Source organism: Pseudomonas rhodesiae (assembly GCF_013285305.1).
GTDB classification, from domain to species: Bacteria; Pseudomonadota; Gammaproteobacteria; order Pseudomonadales; family Pseudomonadaceae; genus Aquipseudomonas; species Aquipseudomonas rhodesiae.
Map to the genome: position 1 here is coordinate 117,394 of NZ_CP054205.1, position 14,575 is coordinate 131,968.

Here is a 14,575-nt window from a genome sequence, read left to right on the forward strand (position 1 = left end):
GGGGGCAAAAGAGGCCAGACTGGACAGCGCGCCTGGCCATATTTATCCCCTTTTGGCCGCTCCTGTCGTTCTCTTGCCGCGCCGGCGCGGCAACACTGCAAGGCATCACCCTCAGCCCGCGAGAACAACAACATGCTGACGATCTACTCGGACGATCATCACCTGCACCACGGCCGCTGCGAACTGATGGATGGGCAACTGATGCCCTGTTTCGAAATGCCCTCCCGCGCCGACCATGTATTGCAGCGAGTCCAGCAACGCGAACTCGGCCCAGTGCAGGCGCCCCACGACTTTGGCCTGGCGCCGCTGGCACGCATTCATGACCCGGCCTACCTGGAATTCTTCAAAGGCGCGTCGGCACGCTGGGCCCTGTCGGGTCAGGAGGGCGACTTGCTGCCCTACACCTGGCCCGCCCGCACGTTGCGCCAGGTAATGCCCACCAGCCTGCACGGGCAATTGGGCTATTACAGCTTCGACGGCGGCGCGCCGATCACCGCCGGCACCTGGCAGGCGGCATACAGCGCGGCGCAAGTGGCGCTCACCGCGCAGCAGGCGATCCAAAACGGTGCCCACAGTTCGTTTGCCTTGTGCCGCCCGCCCGGTCACCACGCCGCCGCCGACCTCATGGGCGGTTATTGCTATCTCAATAACGCAGCCATTGCCGCCCAGGCGTTCCTCGACCAGGGCCATCGCAAAGTCGCGATCCTCGATGTGGATTACCACCACGGCAATGGCACCCAATCGATTTTCTACGCCCGCAACGACGTGCTCTTCGCCTCCATCCACGGCGACCCGCAAGCCGAGTTCCCGTTTTTCCTCGGATATGCCGATGAGCGCGGCGAAGGCGCCGGCGAAGGCTTCAACTTCAATTACCCGTTGCCGGCCGGCACCGGTTGGGCGCGTTGGAGCGCTGCACTGGACAGCGCTTGCGCCGAGATCGAAGGCTATGGCGCCGATATTGTGGTGGTGTCGCTGGGGGTCGACACGTTCAAAGACGACCCGATCTCACAGTTCAAGCTCGACAGCCCGGACTACCTGGCCATGGGGCAACGTATCGCCCAACTCGGCAAGCCGACGCTGTTCGTGATGGAAGGCGGTTATGCGGTGGAAGAAATCGGCATCAATGCCGTCAACGTTCTCGAAGGTTTTGAGGGGTCAGCCGAATGAACATATTCAGGTCTCTGTTGCTCTGCGCCGCCGTGGCGAGCAGCGCCGTGCACGCCGAAGAAAAAACCCTACGGGTCTACAACTGGTTCGACTACATCACGCCCAAGGCGCTGGATGATTTCAAGGCCGCCAACCCGGCCATCAAGCTGATCTACGACATCTTCGATACCAACGAAGCCCTGGAAGCCAAGCTGCTGACCGGCAACTCCGGCTATGACGTGGTGGTACCGTCCAACGTATTCCTGGCCAAACAGATCGAAGCCGGGGTGTTCCAGCCTCTGGACCGCAGCCAGTTACCCAACTGGAACCACCTGGACCCCAAACTGATGAAGCTGATCGAGGCCAACGACCCCGGCAACAAATTCGCCGTGCCCTACATGTACGGCACCATCCTGATCGGCTTCAACCCGGCCAAGGTCAAGGCGGCGTTGGGCGACGATGCGCCGGTGGACAGCTGGGACTTGATCTTCAAGCCGGAAAACATCAGCAAGCTCAAGCAGTGCGGCGTCGCCCTGCTCGACTCGCCTTCGGAAATCCTGCCCCTGGCCCTGCAACACCTGGGCCTGGACCCCAACAGCCAGAACCCCAAGGACTATGAAAAAGCCGAAGCGCTGCTGCTGAAAATCCGCCCCTACATCACCTACTTCCATTCCTCCAAATACATGGCCGACATCGCCAATGGCGACATCTGCGTGGCCGTGGGTTACTCCGGTAGCTTTTCCCAGGCCGCCAACCGCGCCAAGGAAGCCAATAACGGCGTGACCGTGGACATGCGCCTGCCCAAGGAAGGCGCACCGATCTGGTTCGACATGCTGGCCATTCCCAAAGGCGCGAAAAACCCGCAGGACGCCTACACCTTTATCAACTACCTGCTGCAACCCCAAGTGATCGCGCCGATCAGCGATTTCGTCGGTTACCCCAACCCGAACAAGGACGCCACCGCGCAGGTCGACCCAGCGATCCGCAACAACCCCAACCTTTACCCCACCGAAGCAGCGATGGCCACGCTGTACACCTTAAAACCCCTCGACAACAAGGCCGAGCGCGCCAGGACGCGGGCCTGGACCAAGATCAAGTCCGGCACCTGAGCCGGCCGCCACCTGGGCAATGTGCGAACTGTCCTTTACTGAAGTTCGCCACAGTCAGAACCAGGCTTTACGCAGTCGCATCAAGGCCTGGGCGATGGCCGCCTCGGGCACGGCGGCGAACCCCAGCACCAGGCCGGCGCGCTGATCCGGCGCAATGGCCGAGTGCGGCAGCCAATAGCTGCTCAGGCCATTGACCTCGACATCCACCGCGCGGGCCTGTGCCAACAATTGTTGCTCCCGGGCGAGGCTGTCCACCCGCACGGTCAGGTGCAGGCCCGCTGCCACGGTGGGCAACTCGCCTACCCCCGGCAGCGCCGCCGGCCAGCCTGCCAGCAAGGTGTTGCGCCGACTCAGCGCGGCGCGGCGCATGCGGCGGATATGCCGTTGAAAGTGCCCCGCCGCCATGAATTCGGCCATGACTGCCTGGGTACTGACTTCCGAGTGGCGCATATCCACGGCGCGGCGCCGCGAGAACGCATCCACCAGCCCCGGCGGCAACACCAGGTAGCCCAGGCGCAAAGCCGGAAATGCGACTTTGCCGAACGTGCCGACGTACAGCACCCGGCCGCTACGATCCAGCGCCGCCAGGGGCGACAGCGGTGCACCGCTGTAGCGGTACTCGCCATCGTAGTCGTCCTCGATAATCCAGCCGCCCGTGCGCTCGGCCCAGGCCAGCAGTTCCAGGCGCCGCGCCAGGCTCATTACCACCCCGAGCGGGTACTGATGGGACGGCGTGACATAGGCCGCGCGGCAGTCAGTCAAGGTATCGAGCACCTCACACTCGATGCCGTCGGCATCCACCGGCACACCATGCAGGTGCGCACCGGCCAGGGCGAAGGCATGGCCCGCGGCGCGATAGCCCGGATTTTCCACCGCCACGCCGTCACCGGGCTCCACCAGCAGCTGTGCACAAAGGCTGATCGCCTGCTGCGCGCCACTGGTGATCACTATTTGCTCAGCGGAGCACTGCAAGCCCCGCGAACTGCGCAGGTACGCCGCGATCAAGCCACGCAGGCGACCGTCTCCGGCAGGATCGCCGTAGCACAACTGCTCCAGGTTCGGCTTGCGCCAGAAAGCCCCGTTGAGCTTGGCCCATACCTCAAACGGGAACAGATCGAACGCCGGCACGCCGACACGAAAAGCCTTAGGCGGGCCAGCCGGCGGTGGCGGCAAATGGTTGTTTTCCAGACGATCCAATCCCGCCTTGTGGATAACTTTGGGGAGCGAATTAACCGGTAAATCCAGCCAATTTGTGGATAAGGCTGGGGATAAGCCTGGTGATAACCCTGTGGACAGTTTTGTGGATAGTTTTTCAGCGGTCGGCAATTGGGCAACATAGGTGCCGTCTCCCACCCGCCCTTCGATAAAGCCTTCGGCATACAACTGGTCGTAGGCGCGCACCACGCTGTTACGGGAAATCGCCAAGGCCGCCGCCAGATCACGGCTGGCGGGCAAGCGCGTGCCGCCAACCAAGCGCCCATCCAATACACGCTGGCGCAGGGCGTCGTAGAGCTGGCGGGTCAGGCCCTGGCGGCGGTCCAGCTCGATACCGGCGGGGTTGAATGACAACGGTGGTGCAATGGGCGACATATTGGACCTATGAAATTGGCCACAGATGGCTCTTACAACAGACCATTAGCCTGCCTAGGATGCAGCCATTCGCCAAGGAAAATAATCATGTACACACCGCGCGCCTTTGCCCTCGACGACTTGCCAGAAATACAGCAATTGATCCAGCACACCCGTCTGGCGCAACTGGTCAGCGTCGGCGAGCACGGCTTGCAAGCCAGCCACCTGCCGCTGTTGCTCAACCCCGATGAGGGCGCCAATGGCACGTTGTACGGGCATATGGCCAAGGCCAATCCACAGTGGCGCGACTTGCAAAACGGCGCTGAAGCCTTGGTGATCTTTGCTGGCGCCGACGCCTACGTCAGCCCCGCGTTCTACCCGGCCAAGGCCGAACACGGCAAAGTCGTGCCCACTTGGAATTACCTGGCGGTGCACGCCTACGGCAAGGCCGAGGTGTTCACCGATGCCGAGCGCTTGCTGGCCGTGGTCAGCGCTTTGACCGATCGCCACGAAGGCGGCCGCCCGCAGCCGTGGGCCGTCAGCGATGCGCCGGCCGATTACATTGACGGCATGCTCAAGGCCATCGTTGGCTTCGCCCTGCCCATCGAGCGCGTGATCGGCAAACGCAAGCTCAGCCAGAACCGCAGCCAGGCCGACATCAACGGCGTGCGTAACGGCCTGGCGGCCAGCGACGACGTACGCGACCAGACCCTCGCCCGCTTTATTCCACAAGGAGTTGCTGAATGAGCCAGATCGACATCCGCCCAGTCACCGCCGCCGACCATGCCGCATGGCTGCCGCTGTGGCAGGCGTACTTGAAGTTCTACAACACCGAACTGCCGGACGCCGTCACCCAAAACACCTGGCAGCGCCTGATCGACCCCAGCGAACCGACCCATTCGGCGCTGGCCTGGCAGGACGGCAAGGCGGTGGGCATGGTCAACTTCATCTACCATCGCTCCAACTGGAGCATCGAGAATTCCTGCTACCTGCAGGATCTGTTGGTGGACCCCGCCCAACGCGGCACCGGCGTGGGTCGCAAACTGATCGAATTCGTCTACGCCACCGCCAAGGCCGACGGTTGCTGCAAGGTGCACTGGCTGACCCACGAAACCAATGCCACCGCGATCCAACTGTATGAACGCATCGCCGAACGTCCGGGTTTCATTCAATTTCGCCAAGGTCTTTAAGGAGCGCAGCATGCCCACTTCCCTCGCCGACTGGAAAGGTGCCCCGGCCCCCTCCGCTCAACTGCTCGAAGGGCGCTTTATCCGCCTGGAAAAACTCGACCCCGCACGCCACGCCGAGCAACTGTGGCAAGCCCTCGAAGGCCCCGGCGCCGACCCCAAACTGTGGGATTACTTGCCCTATGGCCCGTTTACCGAGCGCACCGCTTTCGATGCCTGGCTGAACAACCACGCGGCCAACAGCGACCCGTATTTCTTCAGCGTGATCGACCGCGCCAGCGGCGAGGTGCAAGGCATCCTCAGCCTGATGTCGATCGTGCCGGCCCAGGGCCGCATCGAAATCGGCCACGTCACCTTTGGCGCACCGATGCAGCGTTCGCCGAAAAGCACCGAAGCGGTGTACCTGCTGGCCAAGTACGCCTTCGAGCAGGGTTATCGCCGCCTGGAGTGGAAATGCAACAACGGCAACGCCCGCTCCAAGTACGCGGCCGAACGGTTGGGGTTCAGTTTTGAAGGGGTGTTCCGCCAGCACATGGTGGTCAAGGGGCAGAACCGGGACACGGCGTGGTATTCGATTTTGGACGGGGAATGGCCGGTGGTGGGCGCGGCTTTTGAGCAATGGTTATCGGAGGCCAATCAGACCGCTTCGGGGCAGCTTAAGAGCCTGGCGGAGTGCCGCCAGGCGCTTTAAACGTCAGTTCAGCTTCTGCGCCAGCACCGCAATATGCTCCGGCCCGATCCCGCAGCAGCCGCCCAGGTGACTGGCGCCACGGGCCTGCCAGTCGGCAGCCCATTGCAGGTAGCCCGGCGGGTCGAGGTCTTCGCGCAGCGGGTCCAGGCCGTCGTTGGCCGTGGCTTCCTTGGGTTGCGGCGGGAAGGCATTGGCGTAGGCGCCGATCTGGATCTGCACGCCCAGGCGTTCGAAGGTCTGACGCGCCGCATCGATCGCCGCGCCAATCACTTCAGGCTGGCTGCAGTTGAACAGCAGCACCTGTACACCCAATTGCGCCGCCGCCTCGGCCGCGTCCGCCACCGGCTCGCCGGAACGTAGGCGCGGCACTTCATCGGTGTCTTCGTCTTTCAAGGTAAACGACAGCCAGAATGGCTTGCCGTCCTTTGGCAGACCGGCGTGGATCGCCCGCGCCTCGGCGATGGAACTCTGGGTTTCCGCCAGCCACAGGTCGACATAGGGCGCCAGGCCCTGCACCAAAGGCGTGAGCAATTCGCACACTCGCGCCGGCTCGAACAGATCCGGCCGGTACGAGCCGAATAACGGCGGCAACGACCCCGCCACGCGCACGGCTTTGCCCGAGGCGTCCGCTGCGCGGCGCGCCAATTCACCCGCCAACGCCGCCAGGGCCTGGCCTTCGGCGGCAAAGCGCGCTTCGCCGATATGGAACGGCACCACGGCGTAGCTGTTGCTGGTGATCACATCGGCGCCGCTGTCGATGTAGGCCGCGTGCACCGCCTCTACCGCTTGCGGGGCCTCGCTCAGGGCCAGTGCCGACCACTCCGGCTGCCGGAAGGGCGCGCCGCGCCGTTGCAGTTCACGGCCCATGCCGCCGTCGAGAATTACTGTGCTTTTAGCGCCCATATAGCTTTTACTCATATGCTTATGAAAATAACTCACTATGAGAGTCGTTCTTATAACTATTTAATGCGTACCAATCGGTTAATAACAACTTCTTTTTTATTCAGGTGTTCATTTTGAAACTCAAACCGCTATTGGCCCTGGGCCTGACGATGCTGGCCGCTTCAACCCAAGCCTTTGGCGGCGCCACGCTGGATCGGATCGAACAGAAAAAAGAACTGGTGGGCGTGCTGATGGAAAGCTACCCGCCGTTTTCGTTTCTCAACGATCAGAACCAGCTCGACGGCTTCGATGTCGACGTGGCCAAGGCCGTGGCGCAGAAACTGGGCGTGAAGCTGCGCCTGGAAACGCCGTCCTGGGACGTGATCGCCGCCGGCCGCTGGAGCGGGCGCTATGACATCTGCATCTGCTCCATGACCCCGAGCAAGGCGCGCGCCGAGGTGTTCGACTTCCCGGTGGAGTACTACGCCTCGCCTGCGGTGATTGTGGTCAACGCCAAGGATGAGCGCATCCACGGCGCCAAGGACCTGAGCGGCAAGAAGGTCGGCCTGACCAGTGCCTCCAGCTATGAAAGCTACCTGAATAAAAACCTGGTGATCGAAGGCGCTGAGGACACGCAGTTGCAGTACCCGTTCGAAGACGTGCAAATCGCACCGTATGACACCGACAACGTGGCATTCCAGGACCTCGGCCTGGGCGCGGGCGTACGCCTGGATGCGATCCTCACCAACCTGGTCACTGCCCAGCCGCGCCTGAATCAAGACAAGCGCTTCAAGCTGGCTGGCGAGCCCCTGTATGCCGAGCCCAACTCGGTAGCCATCGAAAAAGGCGACCCGCAGTGGGACAGCAAAGTGCGTGAAGTCTTCGCGCAGTTGAAACAGGACGGCACCTTGAGCAAGCTGTCGCAAAAATGGATCGGTGCCGACATCAGCCAATGAGTCATCTCCCCAAACCTGCGCGCGGGCTGTTCGGTTTTCGCACGCGCCTGTACCTGACCTGGGCGGCATTGTTCGCCCTGTTCGCCAGCTTTTTCCTGAGCTTCGACCTGAAGTTCTCGATCATCCTCGACAAGCTGCCCAACCTGCTCGGCGTGCACCTGGCGCCCAATGGCTTCCTGCAGGGCGCGGCGCTGACACTGTTCCTGTGTCTGTGCTCGATGCTGGCGTCGTCGGTGCTGGGCTTTATCACCGCCCTGGGGCGCCTGTCGAAAAGCGCCGTGGCCTTTGGCATTGCCAGTTTCTATGCGTCTTTCTTCCGCGGTACGCCGCTGCTGATTCAGATCCTGCTGATCTACCTGGGCCTGCCGCAGCTGGGGCTGGTGCCGGGCGCAATCGTCGCCGGGATCATCGCGCTGTCGCTGAACTACGGCGCGTACCTGAGCGAGATTTTCCGCGCCGGTATCCTTAGCGTCCCCCAGGGCCAACGGGAAGCCGCCCTGGCCCTGGGCATGCGCGACCGCGAGATCTTCTGGCACGTCACCCTGCCCCAGGCCATGCGCACGATCATCCCGCCGGCCACCAACCAGTTCATCTCGATGCTCAAGGACTCGTCACTGATCTCGGTGATGGGCGTATGGGAAGTGATGTTCCTGGCGCAGTCCTACGGCCGTTCGAGCTACCGCTACATCGAGATGCTCACCACCGCCGCGATCATCTACTGGGTGATGTCCCTGGGCCTGGAACTGATCCAGGCACGCATGGAGCGGTACTACGGCAAGGGCTATGCGGGGCGGGGGTGAAGGGGTGTCGATCGCGACTGATTCACCGTGCACTCAATGCTGTGCAGATTTAACGAATTGTTTTATCGCAACGGACTAGAGACATCTCCCGCAAACCCGCAGCAACCGGCCTGACAGTTATCCCCCAGACACCTCGCTAAATTCCCCGCCTCATACATCACGAGGTGGGTTTACATGCCGCTCATACACAAGCAATTCGCACTCGCCATCACCTTGGCATTGGGTGCAATCGGGGCTCAACATGCACAGGCTCGCGGCGATATGGCGCCAGAGGATGAAGTGCTGCAGCCACTTAGAATGAGCAGCACCAAACACCCTTATCAGCCGGTGAAGCCCGCACCGGAAGACTTTTATTTCGCCGACCGTGCCATCAGCCGCAACGGCCTGAGCGTGGCCCGTGTGCTGGATGCGGCGGTAGACGAACTGCTGGCATCGGATGAATTCGGCCCACGGGAGAAATACCATCTGGAACATTACGCGCAGTATCTCGCCAGCCTCGAACCCGGTCGCCTGGGGGTTTGGCTTGAGCAACTGGCGGGCAGCCATAACGCCAACCTGGGCACGGCCACCCAAGCCAGCTTGGAGCCTTTGAACGCCAGCCTGCTTTCGGCCATCCGCCAGTTGGATAACGACACCGACGAGGCAGGCCGCGTGTGGCTGCAGGCCTTTGGAAGCAGCGGCAATCTCGACGCACAACACGGCAGCGCCGGTTTGAAACAGCGTCGCCAAGGCGTGTTGCTGGGAGCCGATTGGTCCCTTGATCACGCTTGGCGGATCGGCCTGGTGGGCGGCAAATCCGCTAGCGACCTCAGCGCCGGTCGTTTCAAGGGCGACGTGGACAGCTGGCACCTGGGCGCTTACGCGGCACGTCAGGACGGGCCGATTGCACTGCGCCTGGGTGCGCTGTACAGCCGCCACGCGGGGCAAAACAAGCGCGAGGTCGATTTCAATTTCATCGATTACCGCGAACATCTCACCGGCCAATACAAGGCCGTCAGCCAGAATGTATTCGCCGAATTGGGCTATCGATTGGACACCGGCGACCTACGCGCCGAACCGTTTGCCGGTATCGGCTTCGCGCGTTATCACCGTCAGGGTTTTCAGGAAAAAGGCGGCTACAGCGCGCTGAATGTCGGGTCTCAGACTCAACAAAACCTCAGCAGCACCTTGGGTCTGCGGGTGGCCAAGAACTTCACGCTGGATAACCAGATGACCCTCAAACCGAACCTGAGCGCCAGTTGGAAACACCTGTATGGCGACGTGAGCAGTCGCGTGCGTCAGTCGTTTGTTGAGGAGAAACGCGAAGACTTCAACAGCGAGTTCACCATCGGCGGCACGTCCCTGGACCGAGATAACCTGACCCTGCGCACCGGCCTGGATCTGGCACTGTCGGCCGAACACAGCGTGGGCCTGACTTACACCGCCGCCTTCGGCAGCCACAGTCGCAACCAAGGCTTGATGGGGCAGTGGGCGATGGCGTTCTAAGGCGTCAAATCCGGCGCAAAAAAAAGGGGAGCACCTGCTCCCCCGAGGATTAAGCGGTTGTATCGAAGGCTGTATCAGCCTTCGATTTCAATCAGGATTTCGCCAGGGTTGACCCGATCGCCCTTGGCCACATGCACGGCCGTCACCTTACCGGCAATGGCGGCCTGCACTTCGGTCTCCATCTTCATGGCTTCGGTGATCAACACAGCCTGACCGGCTTTGACCATGTCGCCTTCCTTGACCAGTACATCGACGATATTGCCCGGCATCGCGGTGCTCACATGGCCCGGCGCCGTGGCGTGCTTGCGCTGGTTACCGCCGCTGCTGACGAATTCATTGAGCGGTTCGAACACCACTTCTTCCGGCATGCCGTCGATGGACAGGTAGAAATGCCGCTTGCCTTCGGCCTTCACGCCCACACCAGTGATGTCGACGCGGTAGCTTTCGCCGTGCACGTCAATGACGAACTCGGTCGGCACCCCTTCGCCACCGGCACGGGCCACGCCGCCGGCTTCTGGGATCGGCAACAGCACTTCCGGCGCCAGCGTCCCGGCTTCGCGCTCTTCAAGGAACTTGCGCCCGATGTCCGGGAACATGGCGTAGGTCAGCACGTCTTCTTCAGACTTGGCCAGCCCACCGATTTCCCCACGCAGCTTGGTCATTTCTGGCTTGAGCAGGTCAGCCGGGCGCACGTCGATCACGTCTTCGCTGCCAATGGCCTGACGGCGCAGTTTTTCGTTCACCACGCCCGGCGCTTTGCCGTAGCCACCTTGCAGGTACAACTTCACTTCGTTGGTAATGGTCTTGTAGCGCTCACCGGCCAGCACGTTGAAGAACGCCTGGGTGCCGACGATTTGCGAGGTCGGGGTCACCAACGGTGGGAAACCGAGGTCTTCGCGTACCCGCGGGATTTCCGCCAGCACTTCGCTCATGCGGTTGAGGGCGCCCTGCTCTTTGAGCTGGTTGGCCAGGTTGGAAATCATGCCGCCAGGCACCTGGTTGACTTGCACCCGGGTGTCGACTGCGGTGAATTCGCTCTCGAACTGGTGGTACTTCTTACGCACCGCGTAGAAGTACAGGCCGATCTCTTGCAGCAGCTCCAGATCGAGGCCGGTGTCGAACTCGCTGCCCTTAAGGGCGGCGACCATCGATTCAGTGCCCGGGTGGCTGGTGCCCCAGGCGAAGCTGGAGATGGCGGTGTCGATATGGTCGGCACCGTTTTCGATGGCCTTGAGTTGGCACATCGCAGCCAGGCCGGCGGTGTCGTGGGAGTGGATAAACACCGGCAGGCTTTGCTCGGCTTTCAACGCCTTGACCAGTTCGCCAGTAGCGTACGGCGTCAGCAGGCCAGCCATGTCCTTGATCGCGATGGAGTCGCAGCCCATGGATTCCAACTGCTTGGCCTGGGCGACGAATGCCTCGACGGTGTGCACGGGGCTGGTGGTGTAGGCGATGGTGCCTTGGGCATGTTTGCCCGCGGCTTTCACCGCTTCGATGGCCACGCGCAGGTTACGCACGTCGTTCATCGCATCGAAAATGCGGAATACGTCGATGCCATTTACAGCCGCCTTGGCTACGAAGGCTTTGACCACGTCATCGCTGTAGTGGCGGTAGCCCAGCAGGTTCTGCCCACGCAGCAGCATTTGCAGGCGCGTGTTGGGCAACGCGGCGCGCAGTTTGCGCAGGCGCTCCCATGGGTCTTCCTTTAGGAAGCGCACGCAGGCGTCGAAGGTTGCGCCGCCCCAGACTTCCAGGGACCAGTAGCCGACTTTGTCGAGCTTGTCGCAGATCGGCAGCATGTCGTCGGTGCGCATGCGGGTGGCCAGCAACGATTGGTGGGCGTCGCGCAGGATGGTGTCAGTAACGAAGATCTTTTTAGTCATTGGTATCTCCTCATAGCGGCAAGCTTCAAGCTACAAGCCGCAAGAAAAAGCCAATCTGCCTTTACTTGCAGCTTGCCGCTGACAACTTGCCGCTGTTTATTCATAAACCCGCATGCGCGGCAATGGCGGCGGCGATGGCCAGGGCCAGCTCTTCGGGTTTGCGCTTGATCGAGTAGTTGGTCAGCTCAGGGTGGCTTTCCACAAAACTGGTGTTGAACTGGCCGCTGCGGAATTCCGGGTTGCGTAGGATTTCCTGATAGTAGGCGGCGGTGGTCTTCACGCCTTGCAGGCGCATGTCGTCCAGGGCACGCAGGCCGCGGTCCATGGCTTCTTCCCAGGTCAACGCCCAGACCACCAGTTTCAGGCACATGGAGTCGTAGAACGGCGGGATGGTGTAACCGGTGTAGATCGCCGTGTCGGTGCGCACGCCGGGGCCGCCGGGGGCGTAGTAACGGGTGATCTTGCCGAAGCTGGGCAGGAAATTGTTCTTCGGGTCTTCGGCGTTGATACGAAACTGCAACGCAAAGCCACGGTGCTGGATGTCTTCCTGTTTCACCGACAACGGCAGGCCCGAGGCGATGCGGATCTGCTCACGAACGATGTCGATCCCGGTGATTTCTTCGGTGATGGTGTGTTCCACCTGCACCCGGGTGTTCATCTCCATGAAGTACACCTCGCCCTCGGCGAGCAGGAACTCCACGGTGCCGGCGTTCTCGTACCCCACGGCTTTGGCCGCGCGCACCGACAGGTCGCCGATGTAGGCGCGCTGTTCGGGGGTCAGCTGCGGGCTGGGGGCAATCTCGATCAACTTTTGGTTACGGCGCTGGATCGAGCAATCGCGCTCGAACAAATGCACCACGTTGCCAAAGCTGTCACCGAGGATCTGCGCTTCGATGTGCTTAGGGTTGACGATGCATTTTTCCAGGAACACTTCCGCCGAACCGAAAGCTTTGGTGGCTTCGGAGATGACGCGGGGGAAGGCTTGTTCGAGTTCTTCGCGGCTGTTGCAGCGACGGATGCCGCGACCGCCACCACCGGACGTGGCCTTGAGCATCACCGGGTAACCGATACGGTCGCCTTCGGTGAGCGCTTCGTGGATGTCGGCCACGTTGCCTTCGGTGCCGGGGGTAACCGGCACGCCGGCCTTGATCATGCTGCGGCGCGCTTCGGTCTTGTCGCCCATGCGGCGGATCACTTCAGCGGCGGGGCCGATGAACTTGATCCCACGTTCGGCGCAGATATCCGCCAATTCAGCGTTTTCCGACAGGAAACCATAGCCAGGGTGCAGGGCATCGCAACCGGTTTCCACCGCCAGGTTCACCAGCTTGCGCGGGTTGAGGTAGCCCGCCAGAGGCTCGGCGCCGATGCTGTGGGCTTCGTCGGCCCGTTTGACGTGCAACGCGTGGCGGTCGGCATCGGAATAGACCGCGACCGAACGGATACCCATCTCGGCGCACGCCCGCACGATGCGGACGGCAATTTCACCGCGGTTGGCGATCAGGATCTTTTTTATCACTTGGAAATTCCCTTGAGCCGATTGCTGCATTCTTCGACCCGCTGGAGCCGGGTCGACGCGTGACCAAATGTTTCAGGTCAGTCGCGAGACACACACTAAGCCGCGCAAGGGATTAACAAAAATCAATAATTATTGGGTCGTGCATAAGTAAAGACTTATAGTTGGCCGGACGGCCTTGGGCGAAAGGAATGAAATAATGCGTAAGTCATTGATGCGTATGACGTTGCGTCAATTGCAAATCTTCAATGAAGTGTGCGATTTGCGTTCTTACAGCCGCGCCGCCGAGGAAATGTCCCTGACACAACCGGCGGTCAGCCTGCAAATCCGCCAGCTCGAAGAGCTGATCGGCCAGCCGCTGTTCGACTATGTCGGCAAGAAACTCTATATGACCGAGGCCGCCGAGGCTCTGCAACGGGCCAGCCGCGATATCTTCGGGCGCCTGGAAAACCTCGATATGCAGTTGTCGGACATGCAGGGCTCGCTGCAAGGCCAGTTGAAGCTGGCGGTGGAGTCCAGCGCCAAGTACTTCGTGCCGCACCTGTTCGCCGCCTTCAAGCGCCAGCATCCGGAGGTGCAACTGCAACTGACCGTGGTCAACCGCGCCCAGGTGATCCGCCGCCTCTCGGACAACCGGGACGACCTGGTGATCATGTCCATGGTGCCCCAGGACATGGGCCTGGAATTCCTGCCCTTCCTGAATAACCCCATCGTCGCCGTGGCGTTGCCGGATCATCCGCTGAGCCTGCAAGGCCCACTGCGCCTGCAAGACCTGGAACCCTACACCCTGCTGCTGCGCGAACCCGGCTCCGGTACACGGCTGGCCTGCGAAGAATACTTCAAGGAAAAACGTGTGCACTTCACCCAGACGGTAGAAGTGGCCTCGGCCGAAGCGCAGCGCGAATGCGTGGTGGCCGGCCTGGGCATCGCCCTGCTGACCCGCCACGCCCTGAACCTGGAACTTGCCACCGGCGGGCTCAAAGAGCTGCCGGTGGAAGAGCTGCCGCTTTACCGCAGTTGGTGCCTGGTGCAGGCCAAGGCCAAGCGCCTGTCACCGGTGGCCCATGCGTTCCTGGGCTTTATCCGCAGCGAACGGGTGCAGATCAGCGCGCTGGCTGAGCGCTTCGCTGGGCGGCCGCGGGTGCCTGCCAATGAAGTTCCGGGTAGTCACTGATGCTCTGGAGCAATTGGCGCTCCTCACAACGGTCTTCGATTGCGCGACGAAACGCCATGCGGCGCTGGTCTTCCTGCTGACGACGGGTCTTGACGGCGCTGTTGCTGTCTTCGTAGGGACGTGCCATTTGGAATCTCCCAATGCGAGTACGGGAGTTCAGGATGGCCTTGGGGGATGACG

At 61.7% G+C, this 14,575-nt stretch carries 14 protein-coding genes; 9 read left to right on the forward strand and 5 right to left on the reverse strand.

Annotation, left to right across the window (positions count from 1 at the left end):
* Nucleotides 1-132 precede the first annotated feature (132 nt).
* A complete protein-coding gene (locus tag HRH33_RS00520; RefSeq protein ID WP_167417338.1) occupies nucleotides 133-1,167 on the forward strand; it encodes a histone deacetylase family protein in 1,035 nt (344 codons plus the stop codon).
* A complete protein-coding gene (locus tag HRH33_RS00525) occupies nucleotides 1,164-2,255 on the forward strand; it encodes a polyamine ABC transporter substrate-binding protein (RefSeq protein WP_040266697.1) in 1,092 nt (363 codons plus the stop codon). Before HRH33_RS00520 ends, HRH33_RS00525 begins: the two co-directional genes overlap by 4 nt.
* Nucleotides 2,256-2,309: 54 nt before the next feature.
* On the opposite strand, the gene pdxR is transcribed toward HRH33_RS00525, so the two are convergent.
* The gene (gene pdxR, locus HRH33_RS00530) at nucleotides 2,310-3,845 is read right to left on the reverse strand and encodes a MocR-like pyridoxine biosynthesis transcription factor PdxR (RefSeq protein ID WP_167417339.1); all 1,536 of its coding nucleotides are present in this window, start codon (nucleotides 3,843-3,845) and stop codon (nucleotides 2,310-2,312) included.
* An 87-nt stretch (nucleotides 3,846-3,932) separates the two neighbouring features.
* Here pdxR and HRH33_RS00535 point away from each other — a divergent pair, with 87 nt between their 5' ends.
* From HRH33_RS00535 to HRH33_RS00545, 3 genes are read left to right on the forward strand one after another with little or no spacing between them, the layout of a single operon-like run.
* Nucleotides 3,933-4,571 (forward strand): FMN-binding negative transcriptional regulator, encoded by a 639-nt coding sequence (locus tag HRH33_RS00535; RefSeq protein WP_034139855.1) that lies wholly within the window; start codon nucleotides 3,933-3,935, stop codon nucleotides 4,569-4,571.
* Nucleotides 4,568-5,014 (forward strand): GNAT family N-acetyltransferase, encoded by a 447-nt coding sequence (locus HRH33_RS00540; protein WP_167417340.1) that lies wholly within the window; start codon nucleotides 4,568-4,570, stop codon nucleotides 5,012-5,014. The genes HRH33_RS00535 and HRH33_RS00540 overlap by 4 nt, the downstream gene beginning before the upstream one ends.
* A gap of 10 nt (nucleotides 5,015-5,024) precedes the next feature.
* Nucleotides 5,025-5,702, forward strand: a complete 678-nt coding sequence (locus HRH33_RS00545) for a GNAT family N-acetyltransferase (protein WP_034115480.1) — start codon at nucleotides 5,025-5,027, stop codon at nucleotides 5,700-5,702.
* 3 nt (nucleotides 5,703-5,705) lie between these two features.
* On the opposite strand, the gene HRH33_RS00550 is transcribed toward HRH33_RS00545, so the two are convergent.
* Nucleotides 5,706-6,605: a homocysteine S-methyltransferase family protein gene (locus HRH33_RS00550; RefSeq protein WP_167417341.1), complete on the reverse strand. Its 900-nt coding sequence runs from the start codon at nucleotides 6,603-6,605 to the stop codon at nucleotides 5,706-5,708.
* 113 nt (nucleotides 6,606-6,718) lie between these two features.
* Between HRH33_RS00550 and HRH33_RS00555 the strand changes: the two genes are divergently transcribed.
* The 3 genes from HRH33_RS00555 to HRH33_RS00565 all read left to right on the forward strand — a co-directional run bounded on the left by HRH33_RS00555 (nucleotide 6,719) and on the right by HRH33_RS00565 (nucleotide 9,825).
* Nucleotides 6,719-7,540: an ABC transporter substrate-binding protein gene (locus tag HRH33_RS00555; RefSeq protein ID WP_034101542.1), complete on the forward strand. Its 822-nt coding sequence runs from the start codon at nucleotides 6,719-6,721 to the stop codon at nucleotides 7,538-7,540.
* Entirely contained in the window at nucleotides 7,537-8,340 is an 804-nt protein-coding gene (locus tag HRH33_RS00560) for an amino acid ABC transporter permease (RefSeq protein WP_167417342.1), read from the forward strand. The genes HRH33_RS00555 and HRH33_RS00560 overlap by 4 nt, the downstream gene beginning before the upstream one ends.
* A gap of 174 nt (nucleotides 8,341-8,514) precedes the next feature.
* On the forward strand, nucleotides 8,515-9,825 hold the full coding sequence (locus HRH33_RS00565; protein WP_167417343.1) for an autotransporter outer membrane beta-barrel domain-containing protein: 1,311 nt from the start codon (nucleotides 8,515-8,517) through the stop codon (nucleotides 9,823-9,825).
* A gap of 74 nt (nucleotides 9,826-9,899) precedes the next feature.
* Here the strand turns inward: HRH33_RS00565 and oadA are convergent, their stop codons facing one another.
* Both oadA and HRH33_RS00575 read right to left on the reverse strand, forming a co-directional pair.
* Nucleotides 9,900-11,708, reverse strand: coding sequence for a sodium-extruding oxaloacetate decarboxylase subunit alpha (gene oadA, locus HRH33_RS00570; RefSeq protein ID WP_034139860.1), 1,809 nt, complete (start codon nucleotides 11,706-11,708; stop codon nucleotides 9,900-9,902).
* 100 nt (nucleotides 11,709-11,808) lie between these two features.
* Entirely contained in the window at nucleotides 11,809-13,224 is a 1,416-nt protein-coding gene (locus HRH33_RS00575; protein WP_034101546.1) for an acetyl-CoA carboxylase biotin carboxylase subunit, read from the reverse strand.
* A gap of 196 nt (nucleotides 13,225-13,420) precedes the next feature.
* Here HRH33_RS00575 and HRH33_RS00580 point away from each other — a divergent pair, with 196 nt between their 5' ends.
* Complete coding sequence (locus tag HRH33_RS00580) at nucleotides 13,421-14,395, forward strand: LysR family transcriptional regulator (protein ID WP_034101547.1); 975 nt, start codon at nucleotides 13,421-13,423, stop codon at nucleotides 14,393-14,395.
* Here HRH33_RS00580 and HRH33_RS00585 read toward each other — a convergent pair.
* Nucleotides 14,325-14,522 carry a PA3496 family putative envelope integrity protein gene (locus tag HRH33_RS00585; RefSeq protein ID WP_080761500.1) on the reverse strand — a complete coding sequence of 66 codons (198 nt, stop codon included), beginning with the start codon at nucleotides 14,520-14,522 and terminating at the stop codon, nucleotides 14,325-14,327. The genes HRH33_RS00580 and HRH33_RS00585 overlap by 71 nt on opposite strands.
* Nucleotides 14,523-14,575 lie beyond the last annotated feature (53 nt).

Bases quoted from the DNA above. Each gene is read 5' to 3' on its own strand.
- HRH33_RS00550 (WP_167417341.1), bottom strand. From the start codon at position 6,605: ATGGGCGCTAAAAGCACAGTAATTCTCGACGGCGGCATGGGCCGTGAA.
- HRH33_RS00540 (WP_167417340.1), top strand. From the start codon at position 4,568: ATGAGCCAGATCGACATCCGCCCAGTCACCGCCGCCGACCATGCCGCA.
- HRH33_RS00565 (WP_167417343.1), top strand. From the start codon at position 8,515: ATGCCGCTCATACACAAGCAATTCGCACTCGCCATCACCTTGGCATTG.
- HRH33_RS00525 (WP_040266697.1), top strand. From the start codon at position 1,164: ATGAACATATTCAGGTCTCTGTTGCTCTGCGCCGCCGTGGCGAGCAGC.
- HRH33_RS00585 (WP_080761500.1), bottom strand. From the start codon at position 14,522: ATGGCACGTCCCTACGAAGACAGCAACAGCGCCGTCAAGACCCGTCGT.
- pdxR (WP_167417339.1), bottom strand. From the start codon at position 3,845: ATGTCGCCCATTGCACCACCGTTGTCATTCAACCCCGCCGGTATCGAG.
- oadA (WP_034139860.1), bottom strand. From the start codon at position 11,708: ATGACTAAAAAGATCTTCGTTACTGACACCATCCTGCGCGACGCCCAC.
- HRH33_RS00580 (WP_034101547.1), top strand. From the start codon at position 13,421: ATGCGTAAGTCATTGATGCGTATGACGTTGCGTCAATTGCAAATCTTC.
- HRH33_RS00520 (WP_167417338.1), top strand. From the start codon at position 133: ATGCTGACGATCTACTCGGACGATCATCACCTGCACCACGGCCGCTGC.
- HRH33_RS00545 (WP_034115480.1), top strand. From the start codon at position 5,025: ATGCCCACTTCCCTCGCCGACTGGAAAGGTGCCCCGGCCCCCTCCGCT.
- HRH33_RS00560 (WP_167417342.1), top strand. From the start codon at position 7,537: ATGAGTCATCTCCCCAAACCTGCGCGCGGGCTGTTCGGTTTTCGCACG.
- HRH33_RS00535 (WP_034139855.1), top strand. From the start codon at position 3,933: ATGTACACACCGCGCGCCTTTGCCCTCGACGACTTGCCAGAAATACAG.